This window comes from Microbacterium sp. W4I4 (genome assembly GCF_030816235.1).
In the GTDB taxonomy this organism is placed as follows: Bacteria; Actinomycetota; Actinomycetes; order Actinomycetales; family Microbacteriaceae; genus Microbacterium.
Window position 1 is genome coordinate 2,043,650 of record NZ_JAUSXT010000001.1, and the last position, 23,341, is coordinate 2,066,990.

The 23,341-nt window shown below is 69.7% G+C and carries 22 protein-coding genes; 2 read left to right on the top strand and 20 right to left on the bottom strand.

From position 1 onward, the window contains the following. Positions 1-134 precede the first annotated feature (134 nt). Genes QF046_RS09605 through QF046_RS09620 form a run of 4 tightly spaced genes read right to left on the bottom strand, consistent with a single transcriptional unit; the run spans position 135 to position 5,645 of the window. Positions 135-1,847: a biotin carboxylase N-terminal domain-containing protein gene (locus tag QF046_RS09605; protein ID WP_307369110.1), complete on the bottom strand. Its 1,713-nt coding sequence runs from the start codon at positions 1,845-1,847 to the stop codon at positions 135-137. Then, positions 1,844-3,544 carry a 5-oxoprolinase/urea amidolyase family protein gene (locus QF046_RS09610; protein WP_307369113.1) on the bottom strand — a complete coding sequence of 567 codons (1,701 nt, stop codon included), beginning with the start codon at positions 3,542-3,544 and terminating at the stop codon, positions 1,844-1,846. The genes QF046_RS09605 and QF046_RS09610 overlap by 4 nt, the downstream gene beginning before the upstream one ends. Then, entirely contained in the window at positions 3,544-4,314 is a 771-nt protein-coding gene (locus QF046_RS09615) for a LamB/YcsF family protein (protein WP_307369116.1), read from the bottom strand. The genes QF046_RS09610 and QF046_RS09615 overlap by 1 nt, the downstream gene beginning before the upstream one ends. Positions 4,315-4,367: 53 nt before the next feature. Beyond that, a complete protein-coding gene (locus QF046_RS09620; RefSeq protein WP_307369119.1) occupies positions 4,368-5,645 on the bottom strand; it encodes an NRAMP family divalent metal transporter in 1,278 nt (425 codons plus the stop codon). 121 nt (positions 5,646-5,766) lie between these two features. Here QF046_RS09620 and QF046_RS09625 point away from each other — a divergent pair, with 121 nt between their 5' ends. Further along, the gene (locus QF046_RS09625; RefSeq protein ID WP_307369123.1) at positions 5,767-6,405 is read left to right on the top strand and encodes a GntR family transcriptional regulator; all 639 of its coding nucleotides are present in this window, start codon (positions 5,767-5,769) and stop codon (positions 6,403-6,405) included. A 265-nt stretch (positions 6,406-6,670) separates the two neighbouring features. Continuing rightward, positions 6,671-7,486 carry a M57 family metalloprotease gene (locus tag QF046_RS09630; RefSeq protein WP_307369126.1) on the top strand — a complete coding sequence of 272 codons (816 nt, stop codon included), beginning with the start codon at positions 6,671-6,673 and terminating at the stop codon, positions 7,484-7,486. Positions 7,487-7,553: 67 nt separating this feature from the next. On the opposite strand, the gene QF046_RS09635 is transcribed toward QF046_RS09630, so the two are convergent. The 16 genes from QF046_RS09635 to QF046_RS09710 all read right to left on the bottom strand — a co-directional run bounded on the left by QF046_RS09635 (position 7,554) and on the right by QF046_RS09710 (position 23,337). Next, positions 7,554-8,552 (bottom strand): LacI family DNA-binding transcriptional regulator, encoded by a 999-nt coding sequence (locus QF046_RS09635; RefSeq protein WP_307369129.1) that lies wholly within the window; start codon positions 8,550-8,552, stop codon positions 7,554-7,556. 23 nt (positions 8,553-8,575) lie between these two features. After that, positions 8,576-9,997, bottom strand: a complete 1,422-nt coding sequence (locus QF046_RS09640; protein ID WP_307369131.1) for a glycoside hydrolase family 1 protein — start codon at positions 9,995-9,997, stop codon at positions 8,576-8,578. A 77-nt stretch (positions 9,998-10,074) separates the two neighbouring features. Continuing rightward, complete coding sequence (locus tag QF046_RS09645) at positions 10,075-11,154, bottom strand: NAD-dependent epimerase/dehydratase family protein (RefSeq protein ID WP_307369133.1); 1,080 nt, start codon at positions 11,152-11,154, stop codon at positions 10,075-10,077. Between the two features lie 2 nt (positions 11,155-11,156). Continuing rightward, positions 11,157-11,591 carry a PaaI family thioesterase gene (locus QF046_RS09650; RefSeq protein WP_307369135.1) on the bottom strand — a complete coding sequence of 145 codons (435 nt, stop codon included), beginning with the start codon at positions 11,589-11,591 and terminating at the stop codon, positions 11,157-11,159. After that, on the bottom strand, positions 11,588-12,154 hold the full coding sequence (locus tag QF046_RS09655) for an enoyl-CoA hydratase-related protein (protein WP_307369137.1): 567 nt from the start codon (positions 12,152-12,154) through the stop codon (positions 11,588-11,590). The genes QF046_RS09650 and QF046_RS09655 overlap by 4 nt, the downstream gene beginning before the upstream one ends. Positions 12,155-12,165: 11 nt before the next feature. Further along, positions 12,166-12,951, bottom strand: coding sequence for an enoyl-CoA hydratase/isomerase family protein (locus QF046_RS09660; RefSeq protein WP_307369140.1), 786 nt, complete (start codon positions 12,949-12,951; stop codon positions 12,166-12,168). Between the two features lie 21 nt (positions 12,952-12,972). Continuing rightward, the gene (locus QF046_RS09665) at positions 12,973-14,007 is read right to left on the bottom strand and encodes a MaoC/PaaZ C-terminal domain-containing protein (protein WP_307369142.1); all 1,035 of its coding nucleotides are present in this window, start codon (positions 14,005-14,007) and stop codon (positions 12,973-12,975) included. Then, a complete protein-coding gene (locus tag QF046_RS09670) occupies positions 14,004-14,366 on the bottom strand; it encodes a hypothetical protein (protein WP_307369144.1) in 363 nt (120 codons plus the stop codon). The genes QF046_RS09665 and QF046_RS09670 overlap by 4 nt, the downstream gene beginning before the upstream one ends. 5 nt (positions 14,367-14,371) lie before the next feature. Then, a complete protein-coding gene (locus tag QF046_RS09675) occupies positions 14,372-15,124 on the bottom strand; it encodes an enoyl-CoA hydratase (protein WP_307369146.1) in 753 nt (250 codons plus the stop codon). Then, complete coding sequence (locus QF046_RS09680; protein WP_307372802.1) at positions 15,121-17,250, bottom strand: acyl-CoA dehydrogenase family protein; 2,130 nt, start codon at positions 17,248-17,250, stop codon at positions 15,121-15,123. Before QF046_RS09680 ends, QF046_RS09675 begins: the two co-directional genes overlap by 4 nt. 2 nt (positions 17,251-17,252) lie before the next feature. After that, entirely contained in the window at positions 17,253-18,014 is a 762-nt protein-coding gene (locus QF046_RS09685; RefSeq protein WP_307369148.1) for a hypothetical protein, read from the bottom strand. Further along, positions 18,011-18,823, bottom strand: coding sequence for a CoA-transferase (locus QF046_RS09690; RefSeq protein WP_307369150.1), 813 nt, complete (start codon positions 18,821-18,823; stop codon positions 18,011-18,013). Before QF046_RS09690 ends, QF046_RS09685 begins: the two co-directional genes overlap by 4 nt. Continuing rightward, entirely contained in the window at positions 18,820-19,632 is an 813-nt protein-coding gene (locus QF046_RS09695; protein WP_307369152.1) for an SDR family NAD(P)-dependent oxidoreductase, read from the bottom strand. Before QF046_RS09695 ends, QF046_RS09690 begins: the two co-directional genes overlap by 4 nt. Beyond that, positions 19,629-20,711 (bottom strand): CaiB/BaiF CoA-transferase family protein, encoded by a 1,083-nt coding sequence (locus tag QF046_RS09700; RefSeq protein ID WP_307369155.1) that lies wholly within the window; start codon positions 20,709-20,711, stop codon positions 19,629-19,631. Before QF046_RS09700 ends, QF046_RS09695 begins: the two co-directional genes overlap by 4 nt. Continuing rightward, a complete protein-coding gene (locus QF046_RS09705; RefSeq protein ID WP_307369157.1) occupies positions 20,708-22,162 on the bottom strand; it encodes a 3-hydroxyacyl-CoA dehydrogenase in 1,455 nt (484 codons plus the stop codon). Before QF046_RS09705 ends, QF046_RS09700 begins: the two co-directional genes overlap by 4 nt. Then, complete coding sequence (locus QF046_RS09710) at positions 22,162-23,337, bottom strand: thiolase family protein (protein WP_307369159.1); 1,176 nt, start codon at positions 23,335-23,337, stop codon at positions 22,162-22,164. Before QF046_RS09710 ends, QF046_RS09705 begins: the two co-directional genes overlap by 1 nt. Between the last annotated feature and the right edge of the window lie 4 nt (positions 23,338-23,341).

Sequence of the window (23,341 nt, forward strand, 5' to 3'; positions counted from 1 at the left end):
TGTCCCAGCTGAGGCGGGTCACTCGCAGGAGCACCCATCGTTTCTGGGACATGCAATGTGCGAGGGGTCAGGTGTGGCGGGTCCGCCGCAGCAGCACCCGTCATTTCTGAGACATACCCGCCGACCGGGTGTGGTCAGCCGACGCGGGCGATCACGGCATCCGCGGCGATCATGTCGCCCACCGCGGCGCCGTGCGTCAGGGCGCCCGCACGGTGCGCGGTGACGGGGGTCTCCATCTTCATCGCGTCCAGCACGGCGACGGCGTCGCCCTCCGCGACCTCCGCGCCGTCGTCGACCAGCCAGCGCACGAGCGTCCCCGGGGCGGGCGCGCGCAGCTCTGCGGGATCGGCCTGCGCCGGGGCAGGAGCGGATGCCGCAGCACCGGCGAATCCGGCGAGCAGGGCGGTCGGCAGGCCGAGCATCACCCGACGTCCGTCGATCTCGACCGGGAAGCGCTGCAGACCGGCATCGGATGCCGGGGCGGGCCGCAGCTGCGGCTCCAGCCGCGGCAGCAGGGTGCTTTCGATCCATTGCGTGTGCACGGCGAACTCCGCCGTGGTGAACTCGGGCTGGTCGATCGCGAGACGGTCGAAGTCGATCACGGTCGCGGGGCCCTCGACGACCAGTTCACGCAGCGCCCGGCGCGCACGCACGAGGGCGGCATCGCGGGTGTCGGCGTGCACGATGAGTTTGGCGATCATGGAGTCGAACGCGGGCTGGACGGCATCCCCGGCCTCGATGCCGCTGTCCCACCGCACGCCGGGGCCACCGGGCACGCGCAGCACGTCGACCGTGCCGGGGCTGGGCAGGAAACCGCGACCCGGGTCCTCGGCGTTGATGCGGAACTCGAACGCGTGCCCGTGCGGCTCAGGAGTCTCGGTGAGCGAGAGCCCTTCGCCGAACGCGATGCGGAACTGCTCGCGCACCAGGTCGACGCCGGTGACCTCTTCGGTGACCGGGTGCTCGACCTGCAGGCGGGTGTTGACCTCCAGGAACGACAGCGTGCCGTCGGCGGCCAGCATGAACTCGACCGTGCCGGCGCTGCGATAGTCGACCTCGGCGCAGATCAGACGCGCGGCCTCGTGCAGGCGCGCGCGCTGCTCGTCGGTCAACCCGGGTGCGGGGGCCTCTTCGATGAGCTTCTGGTTGCGGCGCTGCATGGAGCAGTCGCGGTCGCCCACCACGATGACGCCGCCCTGGCCGTCGCCGAGCACCTGCACCTCGATGTGGCGCGGGCTCTCCAGGAACCGCTCCACGAAGCACTCGCCGCGGCCGAAAGCCACGATCGCCTCGCGCGTCGCCGCGTCGAACGCCTCGGCGACCTCGGAGAGCTCACGGACCACCTTGATGCCGCGGCCACCGCCGCCGAACGCGGCCTTGATCGCGATCGGCACGCCGTGCTCCTCGGCGAAGGCAACTGCCTCTGCGGGGCCCTCCAGCGGGTGGTCGGTGCCGGCGGCCAGCGGCGCCCCGACGCGCTCGGCTATGCGCCGTGCGGTCATCTTGTCACCGAGCTTCCCGATGCTCGCAGGCGTAGGGCCGATCCAGATCAGTCCGGCGTCTTCCACGGCACGCGCGAAGTCTGCGCTCTCGGAGAGGAACCCATAGCCGGGGTGCACCGCATCCGCCCCGCTGCGCTGAGCGGCGTCGAGCAGCGCCACGATGGACAGGTACGTCTCGGGGGCGGTCGATCCACCCAGGCTGACGGCCTCATCGGCCAGGCGCACATGCAGAGCATCCACATCCTGGTCGGCGTATACCGCGATCGACATATACCCGGCCTCGGCGCAGGCGCGGATCACGCGAACGGCGATCTCGCCGCGATTGGCGATGAGGATCTTCTTCATGAGGTGCCTTCCTCGGTGGGGTCAGCGTGCGGCCGCCCGGAGTCTGCGGGTGCCGCACGACGTGTCGCCTCGCGACTCGCCGCCTGGGTGGCGGCGGCTCCGGACGACGGAACCAGAGCGGCGCGCGCGGACGGATCGACGATGCGGAAGCGGATGCGGGTGCCGGGCGGCAGCTGACCGGCGAGGTCGAGGCAGCGGTCGGTGAGAGCGCCGATGATCGGATAGCCGCCGGTGAGCGGATGATCGGGCAGGAACAGCACGGGCTGTCCGTCCGGCGGCACCTGGATCGCCCCGGTGACGGCGCCCTCGCTGGGCAGCTCGCCCGGAACGGAGCGCTCCAGCGGGGTGTCGCCGTGCAGGCGGATGCCGACCCGGTCGGAGCGCGGGGTGACCGTCCAGTCCTGTCCGATCAGCGTCTGCAGCGCGGCCGGCGTGAACCAGTCGTCGCGCGGGCCGAGCGTGAGGTCCAGGGTGACGAGGTCGCCGGATGCCGGCAGCTCCCGCGCCTGCGGATGCGGGTCGACAGCGTGCGGAGCGCCGGTGCCGATGCCGACGACGTCGCCCGCGGAGAGCGGAGCGGGACCGACGCCGGAGAGCGTGTCGGATGCCGTGCTGCCGAGCGCCGGTGCGGCGAGGATGCCACCTCGTGCCGCGATCACGTAGCGCACGCCGTTCACGGGGTGCCCAAGGACGAGTTCGTCGCCGTCGACGACGGCGAACGGAGCGCCGTGCGCGATCGTGCGGGCGAGGCCCGCGGCATCCGTCAGCATCAGCTCTCCGATCGCACCGGCGACTGCGGCGACGCCGTCGCCGTGGAAGCGGAGAACTGCTCCCCCGACGCTCTCCAGAACGGCCGCGCCGGAATCGTTGCCGACGGCGCGGTTCGCGTCGCGCAGCGCCGTGCGGTCGGCGACGCCGGATGCCGAGACGCCCAGAGCGGCGTGCCCGAAGCGACCGAGGTCCTGCACGAGCAGCTGGAGCGAGGGACGGACCACCTCCACAGCGAGTCGGCGCCCTTCGACAGGCTCAGGGACCGAGGTCGACTGGGTTGCTGAGCCTGTCGAAGCACCCGGCCCACCGTCGATCGTCTCCCGCCCGGCCCGCTCGAACCTGACCAGCGTGCCCGGCGACAGCAGGGCAGGCGGGTCGCGGTCGATGTCCCACATGGCGGCGTCCGTGCGTCCGATCAGCTGCCAGCCGCCCGGGCTCTCGCGCGGATAGACGCCGGTGAAGTGTCCGGCGAGCGCGACGGATCCGGCCGGCACGCGGGTGCGCGGCGACGAGCGCCGCGGCACGTCGAAGATCGGGTCGCTGCCGACGGTGTAGCCGAAGCCGGGGGCGAAGCCCGAGAACGCGACCTGCCAATCGGCGGCCAGGTGCCGGTTCACGACCTCCTCGGCCGAGACATCGAGCAGCCGGGCGACGTCGTCGAGGTCCTCGCCGTCGTAGCGCACCGGGATGGTCGCTTCGCCGGTGTGCGGGACGTGCTCGGCATCCACCTCGGTCGCCTCGAGAACCCGAGCGAGCTCGGCGGCCGACACTCGCAGCGGGTCGAAGCGCACCAGCACCGTCCGCGCCCCAGGGATGCGCTCGACCACGCCGGGCGCTCCGTCCCAGGCGAGGTTCAGCCGCATGGCCTCGTCGAGGTCTGCCGCCTCGACGAGCAGGGCGCGATCGGATGCCGTGAGGATGCGCATCAGACTCCGACTGTCGCGAACGGCGCTATCGTGACGCCGGCCTCCTGCAGCATCCGCTTGGTCTCCGTCGCCATCGCGATGGCGCCCGCACTGTCGCCGTGCACGCAGATCGACTGCGCATCGACGCGCACATCCGTGCCGTCGATCGCGCGGATCATGCCGGACTCGGCGAAACGCACCATCCGCTCGGCGACGGCCTGCGCGTCGTGCAGCACCGCGCCCTCCTGCGTGCGCGAGACGAGTCCGCCGTCGGGCAGGTAGGCGCGGTCGGCGAAGGCTTCGGCGGCCACCTGCAGCCCGGCCCTCTCGGCCACCTCGAGAATGACGCCACCGGCGAGGCCCAGCAGCACCAGGCTCGGATCGATCGCCTTGATCGCGGCGACGACATCCGCCGCCTGACGCTCGTCGCGGGCGATGGTGTTGTACAGCGCGCCGTGCGGCTTCACATACGCGACCGTGCCGCCGACCGCCGCCGTCAGTGCCGAGAGCGCGCCGAGCTGATACTCGACGTGCGCCTGCAGCGTCGCCGAGTCGATCTCGACGTTCGTGCGCCCGAAGTTCTCGTAGTCGCGGTAGCCGGGGTGCGCGCCGATCACGACGCCGCCCCGGACCGCGGCGGCGAGGGTCTCGCGGATGCCCTCGGGGCTGCCCGCGTGGAACCCGCACGCCACGTTCGCGCTGGTGACGATCTCGAGCATCGCCGCGTCGTCGCCGACGATGCGGTCCGGGGTGTTCTCGCCGAGGTCCGAGTTCAGATCGATGGATGCCATGTCAGTCTCCGTTCCGTGTGCGTCGGGTCTTCAGCCTGCCAGGTGCCGCAGCATCAGGCTCCGACGCCGAGGAAGGCGAAGATGGGGCCGACCGAGACGACACCCATGTACCAGGTGAGCAGGGTCACCAGGGTGCCGGCGATGAGCAGGGTCAGCGGGTACTTCCGGGTGCCGAGCAGGTCGCGCCGGAACCAGCCGATGTACATGAACACGGTCAGGCCGATCGGCAGGATGAGGCCGTTGAACCCGCCGACGAAGACGAGGATCGCCGCGGGGGCGGTGCCGATCGACAGGTACACGATGAGCGAGACGACGATGAAGCCGACCGTCGCCCACTGCAGCGACCAGCCGCCGAGGAAGCGCTTGTTGAAGCTGGAGAGGAAGGATGCCGACGTGTACGCCGCACCGATCACCGAGCTGAGCGCCGCGGCCCAGAAGATCGCGCCGAAGATGCGCAGTCCTGCGTCGCCGAGCACCGCGCCGAACGCCTGACCGGCGGGGTTGGCTGCCTGACCGGAGAGGTCGAGGGTGACGCCGGATGCGACGACGCCGAGGATCGCGAGGAACAGCACGTACCGCATGATGCCCGTGACGAAGACGCCGTTCGCGGCGGCGCGCATGACGGGGCCGGCGTGCTCGGGTCCGGTCTGGCCGGAGTCGAGGTAGCGGTGCGCGCCCGAGTAGGTGATGTATCCGCCGACGGTGCCGCCGACGATCGTCGTGATCGTGGTGAAGCTGATGTTGTCGGGGACGATCGTCTGGCGCAGAGCGTCGCCGATCGGCGGGCCCGAGACGATGGCCACGATCACGGTCATCACGATCATGCCGACACCGAGCACGATGAGCACGATGTCCATCACGCGCCCGGCCTTCTTGATGAGGAAGATGATGATCGCGAGCGCGGCGGTCAGCATGCCGCCGACCTTCGGGTCGACGCCGAGCAGGGCGTTCAGTCCCAGGCCGCCGCCGGCGATGTTGCCGATGTTGAACGCCAGGCCGCCGATGATGACGAGCACGGCGATGAGGTGGCCCGAGAACGGGATGGCGCTGTTGGCGAGCTCACCGGCACGCTTGCCTGACGAGGTGATCATGCGCCAGACGTTCAGCTGCACGGCGATGTCGATGATCACCGACAGGAGGATGGCGAACGCGAACGAGGCGCCGAGGGTCTGGGTGAAGGTGGCGGTCTGGGTGATGAAGCCGGGGCCGATGGCGCTGGTCGCCATGAGGAAGATCGCGCCGATGACGGCACCGCGGCCGACGCGCTTCTTCGCGGCGGCCATGCGTGCTTCGTCCTCGACGGAGAGGGGTGCAGATGCCTGCTCGGACATGAGGGATTCCCATCGTCGTTGGTGGGTGACGGATGACACGGGCGTGTCGGGTGACACCGAGTGTAGAACATATCGACTCGAATTGTTCAACAATATTTGGGAGGGGCCTTACTCTGTTCTCATGACGACCCACGTGCCGCTCGCCGACGTCCTGCGCGAGCGCATCATCGACGGCGACTTCGCCCCCGGTTCACGCCTGTCGGAGTCTGCCCTTGCCGAGCAGCTGGAGGTCTCGCGCAACACGCTCCGCGAGGCCTTCCGCGTGCTCGCCGAGCAGGGGCTGGTCGAACACGTGCCCCACCGCGGGGTCTCCGTCGCGGCGCCGGGCATCGCGGACGTCATCGACATCTACCGCGCGCGCCGCGTGATCGAGTGCACGGCGCTGCGGCAGTCCGAGCCGGAGCATCCGGCCGTGCAGCTCATGCGGGACTCGCTGGCGGATGCCGAGGAGCACCTCCCCGCCGAGGACTGGCGGCGGGTGGGCAGCGCCAACATGGCGTTCCACGATGCGATCGTCGCCCTCGCAGACAGTCCGCGCCTGGCGCGCACGTATCGCGACGTCGCTGCCGAGCTGCGCCTGGTGTTCCTCGAGATCGACGATCCCCGCGCCCTGCACGAGCCGTTCGTGCGCAAGAACCGCGTCGTACTGAAGGCGCTGCTGGAGCGCGGTCCCGCGGCAGCCGCCGACGAGCTCGAGCGCTACCTGCTGGCATCCGAGCGCACGGTTCTCGGCGCGTTCACCCGCATGGGGAAGGCGTAGCCGAGCGCATCGGCCTGCCTCACCCCTGACGAACGGACAGCCTTCCCCTCGACGAACGGACAGCCTCCTTCGGACGATCGGAGGGGTCCTCACCCGCGGTCCAAGTCGACCCGCCAGACCGCCATCCAGTTGCTTGACAGGGTCCAGAAACCCTCGTTACGTTGAGCGGGTTTCGGAGCCGACGGTTGTGCAAGGAAGCTCGCCCACTCCGGAGCCCGTCCGCCAACCAGGCGAACGGAATCGCTCAGTACACAAGGAGCACTGCATGCGAATCAACAGAAGAATCGCGCTCGCCGCCACCGCGGCAGCCGCACTCAGCCTCGGCGCGGCCATCCCGGCAGCCGGAGCGACACCCACCGCCGACTCCGGCATTCCGACCTACCAGGAGTTCGCGTCATCGACCTATCGCGATATCGACGGCGGCTACGTCGTCAACGGCGACGAGTTGATCTCGGGTCAGGGCGAGCTGCACACGTTCTACGACCAGCTCCTCGGCTCGGACTCGCTCAACGAGGGACTCATCGTCAACACCGTGGGCGGCGTCGATGACCGGTGGTCCGACGCTCAGGTCGGAAACCTCACCTATTGCGTGAGCACGAAGTTCGGCACCCGCCACGACGACATCGTCGCCGCGATGACGAGTGGCGCGGCCCTCTGGGAGTCCGCCTCGTCGAAGATCGACTTCGTGTACGTGAGCAGTGCCGACGGCAGCTGCACCACGCGCAACAAGTCGGTCCTGTTCTCGGTCGAGCCCGTGAACACGTCGCAGTACATCGCGCGGGCGTTCTTCCCGAGCACGCCGGACCGTCAGATGAACGTCCTCGTCGACGACTCGATCTGGTCCTCCGGCTCCTGGACGCCGACCAACATCCTCGGACACGAGCTCGGTCACACGCTGGGCTTCCGCCACGAGCACACCCGCCCCGAATCGGGCACCTGCTTCGAGGACAACAACTGGCGACCGCTGACGGCGTACGACTCTTCGTCGATCATGCACTACCCGCAGTGCAACGGCTCGTCCGATGACCTGTCGATGACGAGCACCGACCGCGCGGGCGTCGTCGCCCTCTACGGAAACTGAGACAGCTCGCCACAGAGTTCGCTGGGCCCGGTCGTGTTCTCGACCGGGCCCAGCGTCTGTCCGATGGTCAGGCCGCCGGCGCCGATCCCCGCACGACGAGCTCCGTCGGCAGAATCGTCAGGGGCGCGGGATGCTTGCCCGCGAGCTCATCGATGATGAGCCCTGCGAGCATCTCGCCCTGCAGGAACATCGGCTGGCGGACGCTGGTCAGATCGGATGCGGCGGCGAGTGCGGAGTCGTCGAAGCCGATCACAGCGATGTCCTCGGGCACCCGCAGTCCCGCCGATCGCAGCACGCCGATCGCACCGCGCGCCATCAGATCGCTGGCGACGAAGACGGCATCCGGTCGCTCGGGCTGCGCAAGAAGCCGCTGCGCGGCATCCGCTCCGCCCTGCTCGCTGAAGTCGCCGTCGATGATCCCGGCCGGCTCCAAACCCGCCTCGTTGAGGGCCGCGAGGAATCCGTCGCGACGGTCCACGCTCACCGCCATCGTCAGCGTCCCGGTGATCGTCGCGATCCGCCGCCGTCCGAGAGCGATCAGGTGCCTCGTGGCATCCTCTGCTGCCTGCACGTTGTCGACGTCGACGATGAGATCCCGCTCGCGCACGCGCGCGGGGCGGCCGCCGAAGACGACGGGCACGGCGTCGGCGATGCGCTCGACGAACGAGTCGCTGGCGTGGTGCGAGACGATGATCGCCGCGTCCACGCCGCCGTTGCGCACGAAGCTCGTCATCTTGTCGCCCGGGTCATCGCTCGCGATCAGCAGGTTGAGGATGTAGTCGGACGAGGCGAGGCGGCTGCTGATGCCCGCAACGACGGATGCCAGGAACGGGTCGCCGAAGAACCGCGTGGTGTCCTCGGGGACGACCAACCCGATCGCATGGGTCTGTCTGCTCGCGAGCGAGCGCGCGGCCCGGTTCGGCGCATAGTGCAACTCGGCGATGGCCTTCTGCACGGCGGCGAGCGCCTCAGGACTCACCGCGGTCGATCCGTTCACGACGCGCGAGACGGTCGAACGCGAGACACCGGCGACGGCGGCGACCTCTTCGATCGTGGAACGGGGCATCGTCCAGGCCTTCTCGGGTGAGCTCAGATCGCCCGGGCGGCGATGATGCGAGCGTACTCCCGACCGCTCTGCTTGATCGTGCGCTGCTGCGTCTCGTAGTCGACGCGCACGATGCCGAAGCGCTTGGCGTACCCCCAGGCCCACTCGTAGTTGTCCATCAGCGACCAGTAGAAGTAGCCGCGCACGTCGGCGCCCTGCTCGACGGCATCCAGCGTCGCCGAGACGTGATCGCGCAGGAACGCGACTCGATCGGCATCCGCCACCTCGCCGTCCTCGCTGACCACGTCGTCGTAGGCGACGCCGTTCTCTGTGACGTACAGCGCCACGCCCGGCGCGTACTCCTCGCCGACGCGCACGAGCAGACGGGTCAGCCCCTCGGGCTGCACCTCCCAGTCCATGTCGGTGCGCGGCAGGCCCCGCTCGACCCAGTGGATGCCCTCGTTCGAGGGGAACGGCGACGCGGTCTCGCGCTGCTGGCCCTCGGTCTCGTGCGGGTTGCCCTCGGCATCCGGCTGCGGGTGACCCGACAACAGCTCGCCGTGGTAGTAGTTGATGCCCAGCGCGTCGAGGGGGCTGGAGATGACGTCCAGATCCTCGGGGCGGACGGCCTCCTGCCAGTCTGCGACGGCGGCCGGATCGACCTCGCGGATGTCGCGCACGATGTCCGCCGGATAGGCGCCGCGGAAGATCGGGTCGAGGAACCAGCGGTTGAACTGTCCGTCGATGCGGCGTGCGGCGTCGACGTCGAGCGGGTCGGCCGGGTCGGCGGCATCCGCCACCGTCAGGTTCAGAGTGATGCCGAGGTCGAGCTCGGGGGCGCGCTCGCGCAGCGCCTGCACGGCCCGCCCGTGGGCGAGCAGCAGGTGGTGCGAGGCGAGCAGGCCGTCGCGGATGCTGGTGCGACCCGGCGCGTGCACGCCGGCCGTGTACGAGAGGAACGACGAGCACCACGGCTCGTTCATGGTGGTCCAGTGCTGCACGCGGTCGCCGAGGGCGTCGTGCACGCTCAGCGCGTAGTCGACGAAGCGGTCGGCGATATCACGGTCGGTCCAGCCGCCCTGCTCCTCGAGGGCCTGCGGCATGTCCCAGTGGTGCAGTGTCAGCCACGGCACGATGTCCGCGGCCAGCAGCTCGTCGACGATGCGCTTGTAGAAGTCCAGGCCCTGCGCGTTGACGGCGCCGCCGTCCGGACGCACCCGCGACCATGAGGTCGAGAAGCGATAGGTCTGCAGCCCGAGTTCCTTCATGACCGCGACGTCGTCGGCGTAGCGGTGGTAGTGATCGCAGGCGACGTCGCCGTTGTCCGCGTTCACGACCGCGCCCGGAACCCGGGCGAAGGCATCCCAGATGGATGCCGTGCGGCCGTCTTCGAAGGCTGCGCCCTCGATCTGGTACGCAGCGGTGGCGGCGCCGAACAGGAAGCCCTGGGGAAAGGTTCGCGTCATCGTGCCATCATCTCATCTTTTCGCCTGGTGTGGGAGCGCTCCCATGCCAGCGATCGACCATATGGCCCACGGAGACGTCAGCACCGCGGGAGGATGCCGCGTTCCTGCAGCGCGCCGAACCAGCGACTGAAGGATGCCTCCGTGTCACGGACGCCGTGAAAGCCAGCATCGTGCAGCTTCACCGTGCTCATCAGTGCGGGAGGCGGCGGCTCCTGTGCCCCGGCAGCGAACTGGAAGTCCGCGTATCTGTGTGACCGGCCGACGAGCTCTGCAAGTGTTAGTGGCCGCAGACTGTGCCGTGCGACGATCTCGTCCCACAGCGCCTCGCGATGCAGCAGGTACTCGGACACCTTGAAGCGGTCGTCCTCGCCCTGCTCGACTCCCAGGCTGGCCGCGAAGGAGGGCCAGAGGTCCCTCCAGGTGAAGACCTCGCCGTTCGAGATGTTGAAGCACTGGTCGCGCGCGGTGGCCGCGCCTCCAGCCCACACCAGGGCGTCGGCGAGCACCTCGACGTCGAGAGCCTCAGCCACGTACGACGGCCCGCCCGGATAGGAGAAGGGCAAGCCCTCGGCCGCGCGGATTGCCGCGTACGCGCCGATCACCGGCGGGAGGTTCATCGCCACACCGTGGGTCGGACCGACGACCAGCGGAGGCCGGAAGATCGTCCAGCCGTAGCCGTTACGGGCGGCATGCTCGCGCCCCCAGTCCTCCTGCAGCCAGTAGAAGTTCTCATGCGGGTCTCGCGGTTCGCGCTCACGCGACGGCACTCTGATCGGATGCAGATGCGCCCCGTACGCCTTCGTGCCCTGAAGCCACGAGACGTGCTGCACGCTTCCCGCGGCGACCAGCGGTACGAGCGCGCTCGCGAACATCTGCAGGTTCGTGCGCATCTGCCCCTCGTCTCGCCAGCCCCGCACGAGATCGGGCAGTTCGTGCACGGCCGCGTAGACGATGTGCGTCACATCGGAACGGCCGGCCAGTGCCTCGCGCGTCGCATCGGCATCCGTCAGATCCAGCGAGATGTGCTCGACGAGCCCCTCGCCCATCAGTTCGGGCGATCGTCGGGAGACGGCGAGGACCTGCTGCCCTGCCGCGGTGAAGGCATCGCATGCGGCGGCTCCGACGAGCCCGCTCGCACCGAAGACGGCGACGGTCATGATCAGTCCTCGTCGAGGTGCACGATGGACTTCACGATCTGTGCCGTGGCGATCAGCTTCTCACCGACGCGCACCGTCACGGTGAGAAAGGCCGTGTTGCGACCTCGCCGCACGATCTCGGCCCGGATGCGCACTTCGGAGCCGATCGGAACCGGTCGCATGTACGAGATCGAGAGCGAACTGGTCATGATGACCTCGTCGTCGCTCAGCGTCGGGAACATCGCATACGCGGCCGCGCAGTCGATCGAGGTCGCGATCATGCCCCCGTGCAGCATCAGCGAGTTGTTCGCGATCGGGCGCTCGCAGACCAGCATCAGACCGGCATCCGGATTCCCGGGCTCGGCCTCGCGCAGGCCCATGTGCTCATGGATCGGTGTGCGCAGGAGGACTTCGAGGTCGTGGTCCTGGCGCATGGGCCGCAGGCGGGTTCCGGTCATGACGACACCGTGCGCGCCAGCAGCGCATCGTACGCGAGCGCATCGGTGAGACCTGCCAGCCGGTCGGCGACGGACGCGCGCTTGACCGCCATCGCGCCCGCGGTGTCGATCACCTCGACATCTGCATCGACGACGAGGCCTGCCGCGATCGACTCCGCGCGTGACAGCGTGCGTCCCGTGTACGCGAGCGCCGCGGCGAAGGCGGGCGAAACCGCCGTCGCCAACAGCCGGAAGGCACCGGTGGCGAGCGCGGTCGCGCCGCCGCCGGTCGAAAGGGTGGCGCCGGCGGATGCCACGACGACATCGGCCGCCAGCACGAGGGCGACGCCGAATCCGGTGACCGCGCCGTCGACGGAAAGCGCGACCGGGGCAGGGTGACTCATCAGCGACAGGGCCAGTGCGTGGAAGTCGGCGGCGGTCTCGTCTGCGGCGAGCTCATGCTGCCAGGCTCCAGCCGCACCTCGGATGACGACGGCCTCGCGCGCCTTGGCTGCACTCTTCAGCTCACCGGTCAGGCGAGCACGTGCCTCACGGTCGAGGGATGTGATGTCGATCGTCTGCATGATGTTCCCTTTCACTTGCCCGTGAAGACGGCGCGGCGCTTCTCGAGGAACGCATCGATGCCCTCGTAGTGGTCCTCGGTGGACAGCAGGATGCCGAGCTGCGCGCGTTCGTAGTCGAGTGCGTCCGAGATGCCGGTCTCCTCCGACCTGCGCAGTGCCGCCTTCGCCGAGCGCGCGGCGACGGGGCTGTACTTCGCGATCCGCTCGGCGGCGGCGATCCCCGCCTCGACGACGAACTCCGCGGGCACGACCTCCGCGACCATGCCGAGGCGGCGAGCGGTCCAGGCATCGATGTTCTGCGCCTGCAGCACGAGCTCGGCGGCCTTGTAGCGACCGGCGACCCGAGCCCAGCGCTGGGTTCCGCCGGCGCCGGGGAGGATGCCGAGGTTGATCTCGGGCTGCCCGAGGATGGCGTTGTCGGCGGCGATCACCAGGTCGCAGCTCAGCGCGATCTCGCACCCGCCGCCGAGCGTGTAGCCGGCGATCGCCGCGACGCTGGGCTTCGGGAACTGCATGATGCGTGCGAAGGCCTGCGAGCGCCTGGACGCCATGTATGCGGCCGGGGTGTTGGCCCGAAGGTCGCGGATGTCGGCACCCGAGGCGAACAGCTTCGGTCCACCGGTGAGCACCACGGCACGCACCTCGGCGTCGAACTCCGCATCATCGAGCGCCACCACCAGCCCGTCGAGCACTTCGTTGCTGAGCGCGTTGCGCTGGGCCGGCCGATTGATCGTGACGACGAGCACGCTTCCGTGCCGCTCGGTGAGCACGGGCTGATCAAAGGTTTCCTCGGTCATGGTCCTGTCCTTCCTGGACGGTCAGTCGTCTTCCACGACGATCAGGTTCATCTCGGATGCCGCGATGACGGCACCCGATGCGTCTGCGAACACCGTGCGGATAACGGTGAACACCAGGGCCCCGCCGCTGCGCTCGCGTCGGTCGCGGCTGATCACCGCGGTGCGCGCGATGAGGCGCTCGCCGAGGGCGAATGCGCGTGCGACAGTGATCGTCTGCTCTCCGTGCAGGGCTGGGCGGTCACTGGCGACCCAGTCCGCGCAGTCCCTGACCGGGTACGGCCGTCGGATGCCGTCGTTCGCGTCGTCGTCCGGCAGGAAGCCGACAGCGGTGAGCATGAACGGGTAGGTGGGCACGGCGAAGCGGGCGCCGACGGCTTCCTTCACTGCGGTGAGCGTCGCGGGCGTCGGGGAGACCGCGACTTCCGCGACGAGCTGCGCGCCCTCGGGAAGCCGCAGCCTTTCGGCGTCGACCTCCGCGCTGTACTGCAGCGACACGGCATCGCGGCCGTCCCCCCGCGTGACCCGCGCAGAACCCTCACCGTCGACGTGCAGCGTCCCGACGTCGCCGACCGGCAGTGGCGCGATGAACCGTGCAGCCAGCGTGTACGCGTCGTCGGGGACATCCAGCTGTCCGGCCGCCCAGCCGAGCACGAGCATGCCCTGCGCGATGGCACTGTCGAGGCCGCCGGCTCGGGCCGCCTCCTCATCGAGATGGATGGGATTGTCGTCTGAGGATGCTGCGGCGTACCGCGCGATGCTGTCGTGATCGAAGAGCATCGTCGGATCCGCGATGGGGGTGATCTCCACGCAGCGCGCATCGCCGACATGGATGCCGTCGGGGCGCACCTCGATCTCGGATCCCACCGGCACAGGGGCGACGAAGCGCACCGAGACGGCATCGGCGTCCAGCGCCTCGATGGCCAGGCATGCCAGCAGGTGCCCGTGCGCGATCGGGACGCCGAATCGTGTGCTCGCCGCGTACTCGGGGTCGGTGTGCAGCGGATTCGCGTCCGTCGTCAGCTCGCCCCACCGCGTCAGCAGTTCGGCGTCGATCATGCTGCCGCCTCCCACCGGATCACGAAGCGCACCCGCGACGGGCTCGCGTCGACTCCCGGCGTGCGCAGATCCACATCGAAGGTGACGACGGCTCTGCCGGCCCTGTCGGTGCGGGTCCGCACATCGCAGCGGTGCTCCGTCGTCCCGCCGGGCTGCCATCCATCACCGGCGGCGCTGTCGATCCCGAGCAGAACACCGCCCGGTGGCAGCGACCGCCCGCGCGCGAAGGCCCGTCGCGCCTGCGCGATAGCGAGCCCAGCGGGCTTGGGTGCGTCGGTTCGGAGCAGCCGGGCGTACTCGGCGACGTCCACCGGGTCATCGCGGACCCAGGCGCCGTCCGTCGAGAGCTCAGCCGTCATCGCGATCACTTCCGGAAGGTGTCGACGTACGCGGCGAGCGCGGGCTTGGTGGCCGCGGAAGCCTGCGCCCATGACTCGAACTCGAGGGTGGTGGCGATGTCGCTCTTCGCGGCGATCTCGACGGCAGCCTTGATGTCGCGGGTGAGCTGCGAGTCGATGGCGGACCAGCGCGAAGCGAGCTTCATCGCCTCTGCCATCGGGTCGTCCGCGAAGACGGTCGCGACCCCCGCATCCACAGCCTGCTGAGCCTTGACGTTGCCGCCGTCCAGCAGCATCTTCAGCGCCTTGTCCTTGCCCATCGTCTGCACGAGGAACCAGGTGCATCCGCCGCCTGGATGCAGACCGATGCGCGAGAACGTCGCGGCGAAGACCGAATCGGGCCCGGCGACGCGCACGTCGCACACCATGGCGAGGTTCAGCCCTGCTCCCACCGCGGGTCCATGCACTGCCGCGATCACAGGCACGCCCAGATCGCGGATCGACAGGAACGACGCGTAGACCTCGTGCAGGTCGTCGCGGAGCTGTGCGACCGAGCGGGAGGTGTCGCCGAAGATGGCCGGCATGTCGGCGCCGCCGCAGAACGCCGACCCCTCGCCGGTCACGATGACGGCGCGGGTACCGGGATCCGCCTTGACGGAGCTCACCGCGTCGAGAAGATCCGCGCACAGCTCCGGAGCGAGGATGTTGCGGCGGGCGGGGTCGTTCAGCACGATGGCGCGAACACCGTCGTCGTAGGTGTCGATGCGTACCTTGCTCATCGCGTCTCCTCTGCAGTGATCCACGCCCATACGGCGTCCTCGTCCTTCGCCAGCAGCTCGAGACCGAGCCCCCGCTGCCATGCCGCAGCCGTGCCGGCCTCATCCCGCCACGCCCAGATCCGTCGGGTCGAAAGGTGAAGCGGATGCTCACGGGTGATGCCCATCGCGGCATGCAGCTGATGGGCGCTGCGCGCGCCGAGCGTCGCCGCCGTATCGAGCACGGCACGGGCCGCCGCCACGCGGCTGCCTGCATCCGCCCGCCCTGCGCCCACGGCGGCGACGGCCTCGGCCACCGCGACGCGCGCCAGCACGAACTCCGACAGCAGCTCGGCGAACAGTCCGGCGACCGCCTGGAACTTCAGCAGCGGACGCCCGAACTGCTCGCGGGTCGTGATGTGCTCATACGATTGGGCGCACGCTGTCTCGAGCGCCCCGATCGAGGCGACGGCGCGGAAGAGCGCGAGCTCGGCATCCGTCGCGGCGTCTGCGAAGACGACGTCGACAGCGGCCCCGTCGAGCGTGAAGGTGTCGCGCGGCTCTCCGGCCAGGTTGCGGCCCGGCGTCCATGCACCGGCGTCGGCTGGCACGAGCGCCCAGACCTGCTCGCCCTGACTGACCGCCGAGACCAGCACGTGCGCGGCCTCCCGACCCCACGGCACCCGCGGGATGCTGCCGCTGATGACGCCGTCGACGATCGTCGCATCGCCCCCGCCGGCCACGGTGACGAGTCCCAGGGCATCGAGGCCGGTCCGTCCGGCGCGAGCCAGAGCACGAGTCGCGGCGATGCTCTCTGCGACCGGCGCCGAGACGGCCGCACGCCCGAGCGCCTCGATGATCTCGGCGGCGTCCGACAGCTCGCCGCCTTCACCGCCGACGGCCTCGTCGACGGAGACGCGCAGCCAGCCGACCTCCGCCATCGATGCCCGCAGCTCCGCCTGGTCCTCGGGCTCGCCCGCCTGGCCGTCGAGCATCTCGTCGGCTGCGGATCCGACCTCTCCGCGCTGCCTGCGGATCTCCGTGAGCAGCGCGGGCGCTCCCCGGGAGACGAGTGTCTTCAGCACCTCTGATGTGCCACCTCGGATCGTGAACCCTGGCGAGGACAGGATGCCACCGGCGAGCAGGGCGGCAAGTCCTTCGCCGTCGGGGTCCGGCTCGACCGGGGTGACCTCGCGCGCGAACTCGACAACGGCCTTCTCGAACGCCGTGCCCAGATCCTTCTGCACCGCGGCATCCGTCACGGGCGATCCGCCCGCATCGATGTCGAGCGCGACCCGCACGGCCATGGCCCGCAGCGCGGCGAGGCGCGCGTACACGCGGCCCACTGCCATGGCCGATGCCTGCCCCTCCGGCGAGGCGGCGAGCTCATCGCGCGCCGCGGCCAGCAGCGGGTAGGTGCTCATGACCCGCTCGATGCCGCCGCGCTCGAGCGACAGCTGGCTGGTGACCTGGGTCCAGCCGTTGCCGATCTCACCGAGTACGTGATCGTCGTCGACGAAGACGTCGTCGAACGTCACCTCGTTGAAATGGTGCTCGCCGGCGAGATCGAGGATCGGACGCACCTCGACGCCGTCCGCCTGCATGTCGACGATGAACTCGGACAGGCCCTCGTGCTTGACCCCGGACTTGTCCGTGCGGGCGAGCACGTAGGCGTGGGTCGCGTGATGCGCCTGGCTGGTCCAGATCTTGCGCCCGGCGATGCGCCATCCGCCGGCGACTCGTGTCGCCGTGGTGCGCACCGAGGCGAGGTCGGAGCCGGCCTCGGTCTCGCTCATGCCGAGGCAGAAGACCAGCTCGCCGGATGCGATGCCGGGCACGTAGCGGCTCTTCGCGACCTCGGAGCCGTAGCGCAGGAGCGACGGTCCGATCTGGCGCTCCGCGATCCAGTGACCTGCGACGGGGGCGCCGGTGCGCAGGATCTCCTCTGTCACCACCAGGCGGGCGATGCCGGGCCGGCCACCTCCGCCGACCTCCTTTGGCCAGGTGATGCCGAGCAGCCCGCGGCGACCCATCTCGCGGCTGAACTCAGGATCGTACGAGCGCAGCCAGGAGTCGCAGGTCGGGACGAAGCCCCATCCGGTGATCAGGTCGCGCACGCTCGCGCGCAGATCCTGGGTGTCATCGATCATGGTCACTTCTCTGCTCCTTCGTTCTCCAGCGCTCTGGCTGCAACCTGATATCCGCGTCGCGCAGCTGACTCGAGCACCGCTCTGGCCACCTGACGCTCCTCGTCGGTCACAGCCTGGCGCTGCGTGAACCGGGACATGTCGGCGCCCAGACTCTCGACGTGCGCGAGGAAGGCAGCTGCACCGGGCGTCTCTGCGACCTCTTCGACATGCAGGTCCTCACCCAACCGCACGATGCCCCATCGCGTGTGCAGCCGGACCAGTGTGTCCGGTCCGGGCGCCGCGGTGACGTGCTCGACCGCGCGCTGGAATCGCTTGAGGTCGGTGGCACCGGTGAGCAGCACGAGCTCGCGGGCCGAGGCTGCGATGTCGGGGGCTCCACCTCCACCAGGGAGGCGCACCTTCGGGTTGTCGCGGCTCTCGCCGATGAAGGACGAGTTCACCCGCCCGTGGATGTCGACATTGCTCGCGTCGAGGACGACGCGATCGAAGTGCCGCCCGCCCGCGAGCAGGACGGCGGCGGAGTCGCCGAGCCAGCTGTAGGCGTTCGCGTAGGCGGCGTAGTCGGTCGTGCTGGTGGGCACCTCGTCCCCTGCAGCCCACGTGGCGACGCCTGCTTCGAAGACCTGGGAGAACGGCGAGCCGTCGAGCGCGTGCGCGACCTGCCCGGCGAGCACCGGCCAGTGGAACCCGGTGAACACCCAGCCGCCGCGGCGGAACTCTCGCGCAGCACGCACGAGGAAGTCGATTGCCGTCGCATCGCTCATCGTTCTGCTCCCTTCACGCGGTCGAGCCATTCGGTGAAGCCCTCAGCGGTCTTCGAGTGGTCGGCGTAGTCGATGTAGGCGCCGACGTCTCGCCCGTACCTTCCGACCGCGCCATCCGGCGCGACCGCGCCCGGCTGCACGACGACGGCGTCGAACAGGTAGCCGGGAAGGGTCACCCCGTGGGCGCGCACGTCGGCGGCATCCGTCAACTGCTCGACCACCAGCACGGCGGCGCGGGATGCCGCAGCCGCGACGGGCACCTCGCTGACGGGACCGTTGATCCAGGCGTTGCCGTCCGGGTCGCAGCGGTCGGCGTGCACGAAGGCGATGTCGGGCGTGATCGCCTGGACGACGTTCGCCGAGCCGAATCCGGTGGTCACCTGCTCGACGCGTCCGCGGCTCCAATCCTCGGTGAGGAAGCCCGTGCCCTCCAGCCCCGGGAAAGGCATGAACGGCACGCCCCACGCGCCCGCGGTGAGCGCTGCAGTGAACATTCCCAGGCTGACTTCGTGAAACGCCACCGGGGAACGACCCGACTCGGCCAGTCGCCGGAAGTTGTATGCCGCGAACGGGCCGACGGGACTCCAGCAGTGCCCGAACGTGGCCGACGCCGCGACGCCGGCACCGATCAGCTGATCGAGCAGGATGCCGCCCGAGCCGATGATCATGTCGAGTTCGCGGCGCTGCTGACGGATGATCTCGTGGCCGACCGCGAACAGCTGGGAGCCGAAGTTGCCCAGGTAGACCGAGTCGCCATCGTGCACGTGAGTGCGCACGGCGTCGTCGAGCTTCAGGACGGGAAGACTCATGCGTACGCCTCCGGAAGCATGTGCAGTCCGGGCCCGATGTGCGCCCCGCCGTCGATCTGGATCAGCTGCCCGGTCATGAGCGCCCCGGCGGGGCTGGCGAGGAAGGCGACCAGCTCGGCGACCTCTTCGACACTGGTCGGGCGGCGCATCGGCGTGGCTTTTGCCACCAGATTGCCGAGCACATGCATGCTCGCCTCGTCGCTGAGCGCGCTCGTCACGACGGTTCCCGGACCGAGGCAGTTGAGTCGGATGCCCTCGGTCGCCCATTCCAGGGCGAGGGACCGCGTCATGCCCAGCACTCCGGCGCGGGCGGCGATGGAATGGGTCATGCCCATGCCTCCGCGCTCGAGACCCGACAGCGAGATGTTGACGACGCTGCCGCTGTTCTTCGCCAGGAAGCGGTGGGCCTGCTTGGTGATGTGGAACACCGCAGTGAGGTTGAGGTCGATGACCGAGTTCCACCCGTTCGCGGAGATCTCATCCGCGGGGGCGAAGAACTGTCCACCCGCGTTGTTGAACAGATGATCGATGCCGTGCGTCTCCCCGACCTCCTCGACGAGCGCGGTGACCGCATCGTGATCGCGCACGTTGACGGCGCGCGCCTCGAACCGGTCGGGTTCTGCCGCAAGTGATCGCGTCTCCTCGAGACTCTCGAGGTGACGCCCGGCGCCGGTGACCCGGGCGCCCAGTTCGATGAGGCGCAGCGCCGTGGCACGGCCGATTCCGGAGCCGGCTCCTGTGACCAGGGCCGACAGGCCTTCGAGCGCGCCGTCGCGCAGTACGCGCCCGGAGTTCTGTGCTGCACTCACGCGATACTCTCCTTGTTCGTTTCGTCGGTCATGGCATCGCGGCGGGGAATCCGACCGCCTGAGAAGGTGACGGGGAACTGCGGCACGGCGCGGCCAGTGGCGGCGATGTCCGCGACCGCGCCAGGCCGGTCGGCGTGCAGCGCGGCGAGCGCATCGTCGACTGTGCGAACCGGCGCTGCGGCGACGCCGATGCCGCGCATGGTCTCGAGCACCTCGTCCGCCGTGCGCCGCGACGCCCATTCGGCCAGGGGCTGCTCGAAGCGCGCTCGGTCGCCGAGGCGCTCGGCCAGCGGGCCGTCCGGCGCGCTGCTCAGCATCCGCACCTCGTCCCAGGTCTTGTCGAGTCCCGCATAGATGTACACCGGCCCGTCTGCCGCTTCGAAGACCGTGGACGGAGCGGTGGCGATGTCGCGGCTGCCGCTGCCCACCGGGGGCGGAGCGCCGTCCGAGACGGTCAGCGTCGCCGGACCGCACAGGGCGCTGAGCGCGACCTCGATCATCGGCACATCGATGAGCATGCCTCCGCCGCGCGCCGCATCTGTGAGCGCCATCGCCGTGGAGATGCCGGCATACAGACCGGTGAAGACGTCCGTCGGATAGCCCGAGGAGATGCGTGCAGAGCCGTCGGCATCCGCATTCAGCATCGCGAAGCCGCTGTCCGCCTGCACGACCGCATCCAGTGCCGTACGCGGATCGTCGATGCCGTACGCCGAGACGATGGTGACGACCAGGCCGGGGTGGCGCGCGTGCAGCGTCTCCCAGTCGAGGCCGAGCTTGGCTCGCGTGCGCGCTGCGAAGTTCATGATCACCGCATCGGCGTCATCGAGCATCCGCTCGAGTTCGGCCCGCCCCGCGGCATCCGCGATGTCGAGTCGGATCGACTGCTTGCCGGTGTTGTACTGCCGGTAGTAGACGCTGCCCTCGCCGGTGTCCCCCAGCAGGCGTGACGGGTCACCGCGAAGCGGCTCGACCTTGATCACATCGGCGCCGAAGTCGGCGAGCAGCTGCCCGCACGCGGGGCCCGCGATGTATTGACTCAGATCGATGACGCGTCTGCCTGCCAGGGGTCTCGGGGTCATCGCTCCGCGCCCGCGTTCTCTCGCCGCATCAGCTGCGAGGGTCGGTATCGGCTGTCGCCGAACGCGGCGAGCATCGACCTGAGTCCGGCATGGACCTGCTGCACGCCGACCCTGTCGGTGTATTCGAAGGGCCCGCTCGGGTGGTTCATGCCCAGCCGCAGTGCGACGTCGACATCCGCCTTGCTCGCGGTGCCCTCCTCCACCAGGAAGGACGCCTCGTTGGCCATGCAGTTCGCGAGGCGATCCGCGACGAGACCGGGGAGCGCCGGCACCCGCACGCTTGTCGCGCCGAGCGCGGCGAGCACGAGTTCGACGCCCCGTCCGGGCACGACTCCGGCGACCGCATCATCGACGACCTCGACGAACGAGCCGTGGATGCGAGCCCACTCCGCGCCCGCGGGAAGCACCTCGAGCCATCCGGCATCCGAGCTGTCGACGACCACCGGACCGGATGACGCGAGCTGCGCGACCGCCTCGATGTCGGCCTCGGTGGGAGGGAGATGGCAGGAGTACACCGTGACGTCGGCCGCGCCTGCGGACTGCTCCGCGGCGCTGGGGCCGGCCCACGCGATCGAGGCCTGTCCCGACGGCGCCGGGCGGGTGACCCGCTCGATGGCGGCGCGGGGCTTCTCGACTGCGTAATCGTAGAACCCGCGACCGGCCGCACGGCCGGTCATGCCGTTGCGCACCAGTGCTCGCACGCCCGGGATCGGACGGTACTTCGGATCGCCGAACTCGCGCAGGGCGGTCTCGGATGATCCGAGGTGGGTGTGCAGCCCGGTGAAGTCGAGCAGCGTGATCGGGCCCATCGGATGGCCGAGGGCGCCGGATGCCGCGGCATCCACGACAGCCGGTTCGACACCCTCCGCGACCAGGAGCTGTGCCTCGTAGTACAGCGGCCGGCAGACACGGTTGACGATGAAGTTCGGGGAGTCCGCGCACGTCACCGCGGTCTTGCCCACTGCCACGACCAGCTCGACGAGCCTCGAGACCACGGCCGGGTCGGTACCCGCTCCGCGAATGACCTCGACGAGCTTCATCTTGGTGGGCGGATTGAAGAAGTGCATCCCCGCGACGCGAGTCGGGTCGCCGAACTCCTTGCCCATCTCGCCGACGCTGAGCGAGGAGGTGTTGCTGGCCACGATGAGCCCGGCAGGAGCCGCCGCAGCGACTTCCTTGAGCAGCGCCGCCTTGGCATCCATCCGCTCCACGATCGCCTCGATGAACAGATCCGCGTGCGCGACAGCCTCGGCCAGCGGGGCACCCGAGACCGCGACGACAGCGCCGTCGGCGGCCGACTCCGCAGCGATGGCGTCGACGCCGCCCTGGGTCAGTTCGGGGGTCATGTCCGAAACGATGACGTTCGCGCCGGCCTGAGCGAACACGCGTGCGATGCCCCGCCCCATCGGGCCCATACCGGCGACGGCGACCGTGAGGCCTTCCAGCGTCATCAGCTCACCACTTCGATGACGGTGGCGATCCCCTGACCGCCGCCGACGCACAGGCTCGCAACACCATAGCGGGCGCCGCGCGCACGCAGCTCGTGCACGAGCGTCCCGATGATGCGGTTGCCGCTCTGACCGGTCGGATGCCCGAGCGCGATGCCGCCGCCGTTGACGTTCACCTTCTCAGGGTCCAGCCGCAGTTCGCGCACGTTCTGCACGATCTGGGCGGCGAACGCCTCGTTGATCTCGAAGAGGTCGATGTCGGCGATGTCGAGCCCGGCCTTCGCGAGCGCCAGTGGGATGGCGCGCGTCGGGCCGATGCCCATCATGGTCGGGTCGACGCCGACTGCCGCCATGCCCAGAATCCGGGCCAGTGGCGCCGCGCCCGTGCGCTCGATGTAGGAGTCGCCCGCGACGACGATCGCCGCGCCGCCGTCGGACATCTGCGAGGAGTTCCCGGCGGTGACCGTTCCCCCCTCGACGAACGCCGGAGCAAGCTTCGCGAGCCTTTCGATGGAGGTGTCGGGGCGGTGGGTCTCGTCCTTGGCGAGGCTGCCATGATCCGTCTCGATCGGGACGATCTGGCTGTCGAAGCGCCCGGCATCCCAAGCCGCGCCGAGACGCTGGTGGCTGCGCAGCGACCATTCGTCCTGCGCCTGACGATCCACACCGAAGGTCTTCGAGATCTTCTCGGCCGTCTCGCCCATGCTCATCCCGCTGATGGGGTCGCTGCCGCCGTCGCGCCAGCCGTCGATCAGGGTGATGTCACCACGGCGCACGCCCTCCCAGCGCAGCGTGTACGGCGCCAGGTAGGGCATCGTCGACATGCTCTCGCCCGCGATGGCCAGGTTCACCTCGGACTCGCCCAATCGGATCGACTGGGCGGCGAGGCCGACAGCCTTCATCCCGGAGGCGCAGGCCATGTTGATCGTCTGCGCCGGAGTCTGCTCGGGCACGCCGGCCTTGAACGCGGCCTGACGCCCGGGGTTGGTGGCATTTCCCGCCTGACGGCAGTTCGACATCACGACCTCGCCGAGTTCCGCAGCATCCACTCCCGCTCGCTCGAGAGCTGCGGCACCGGCGATGCCCCCCAGTTCGACGACGCGCACGTCGCGCAGCGAACCGCCGTACTTCCCGTGCGGCGTGCGCACAGCGCTGAGAATGTAGACGTTCTCACTCATGATG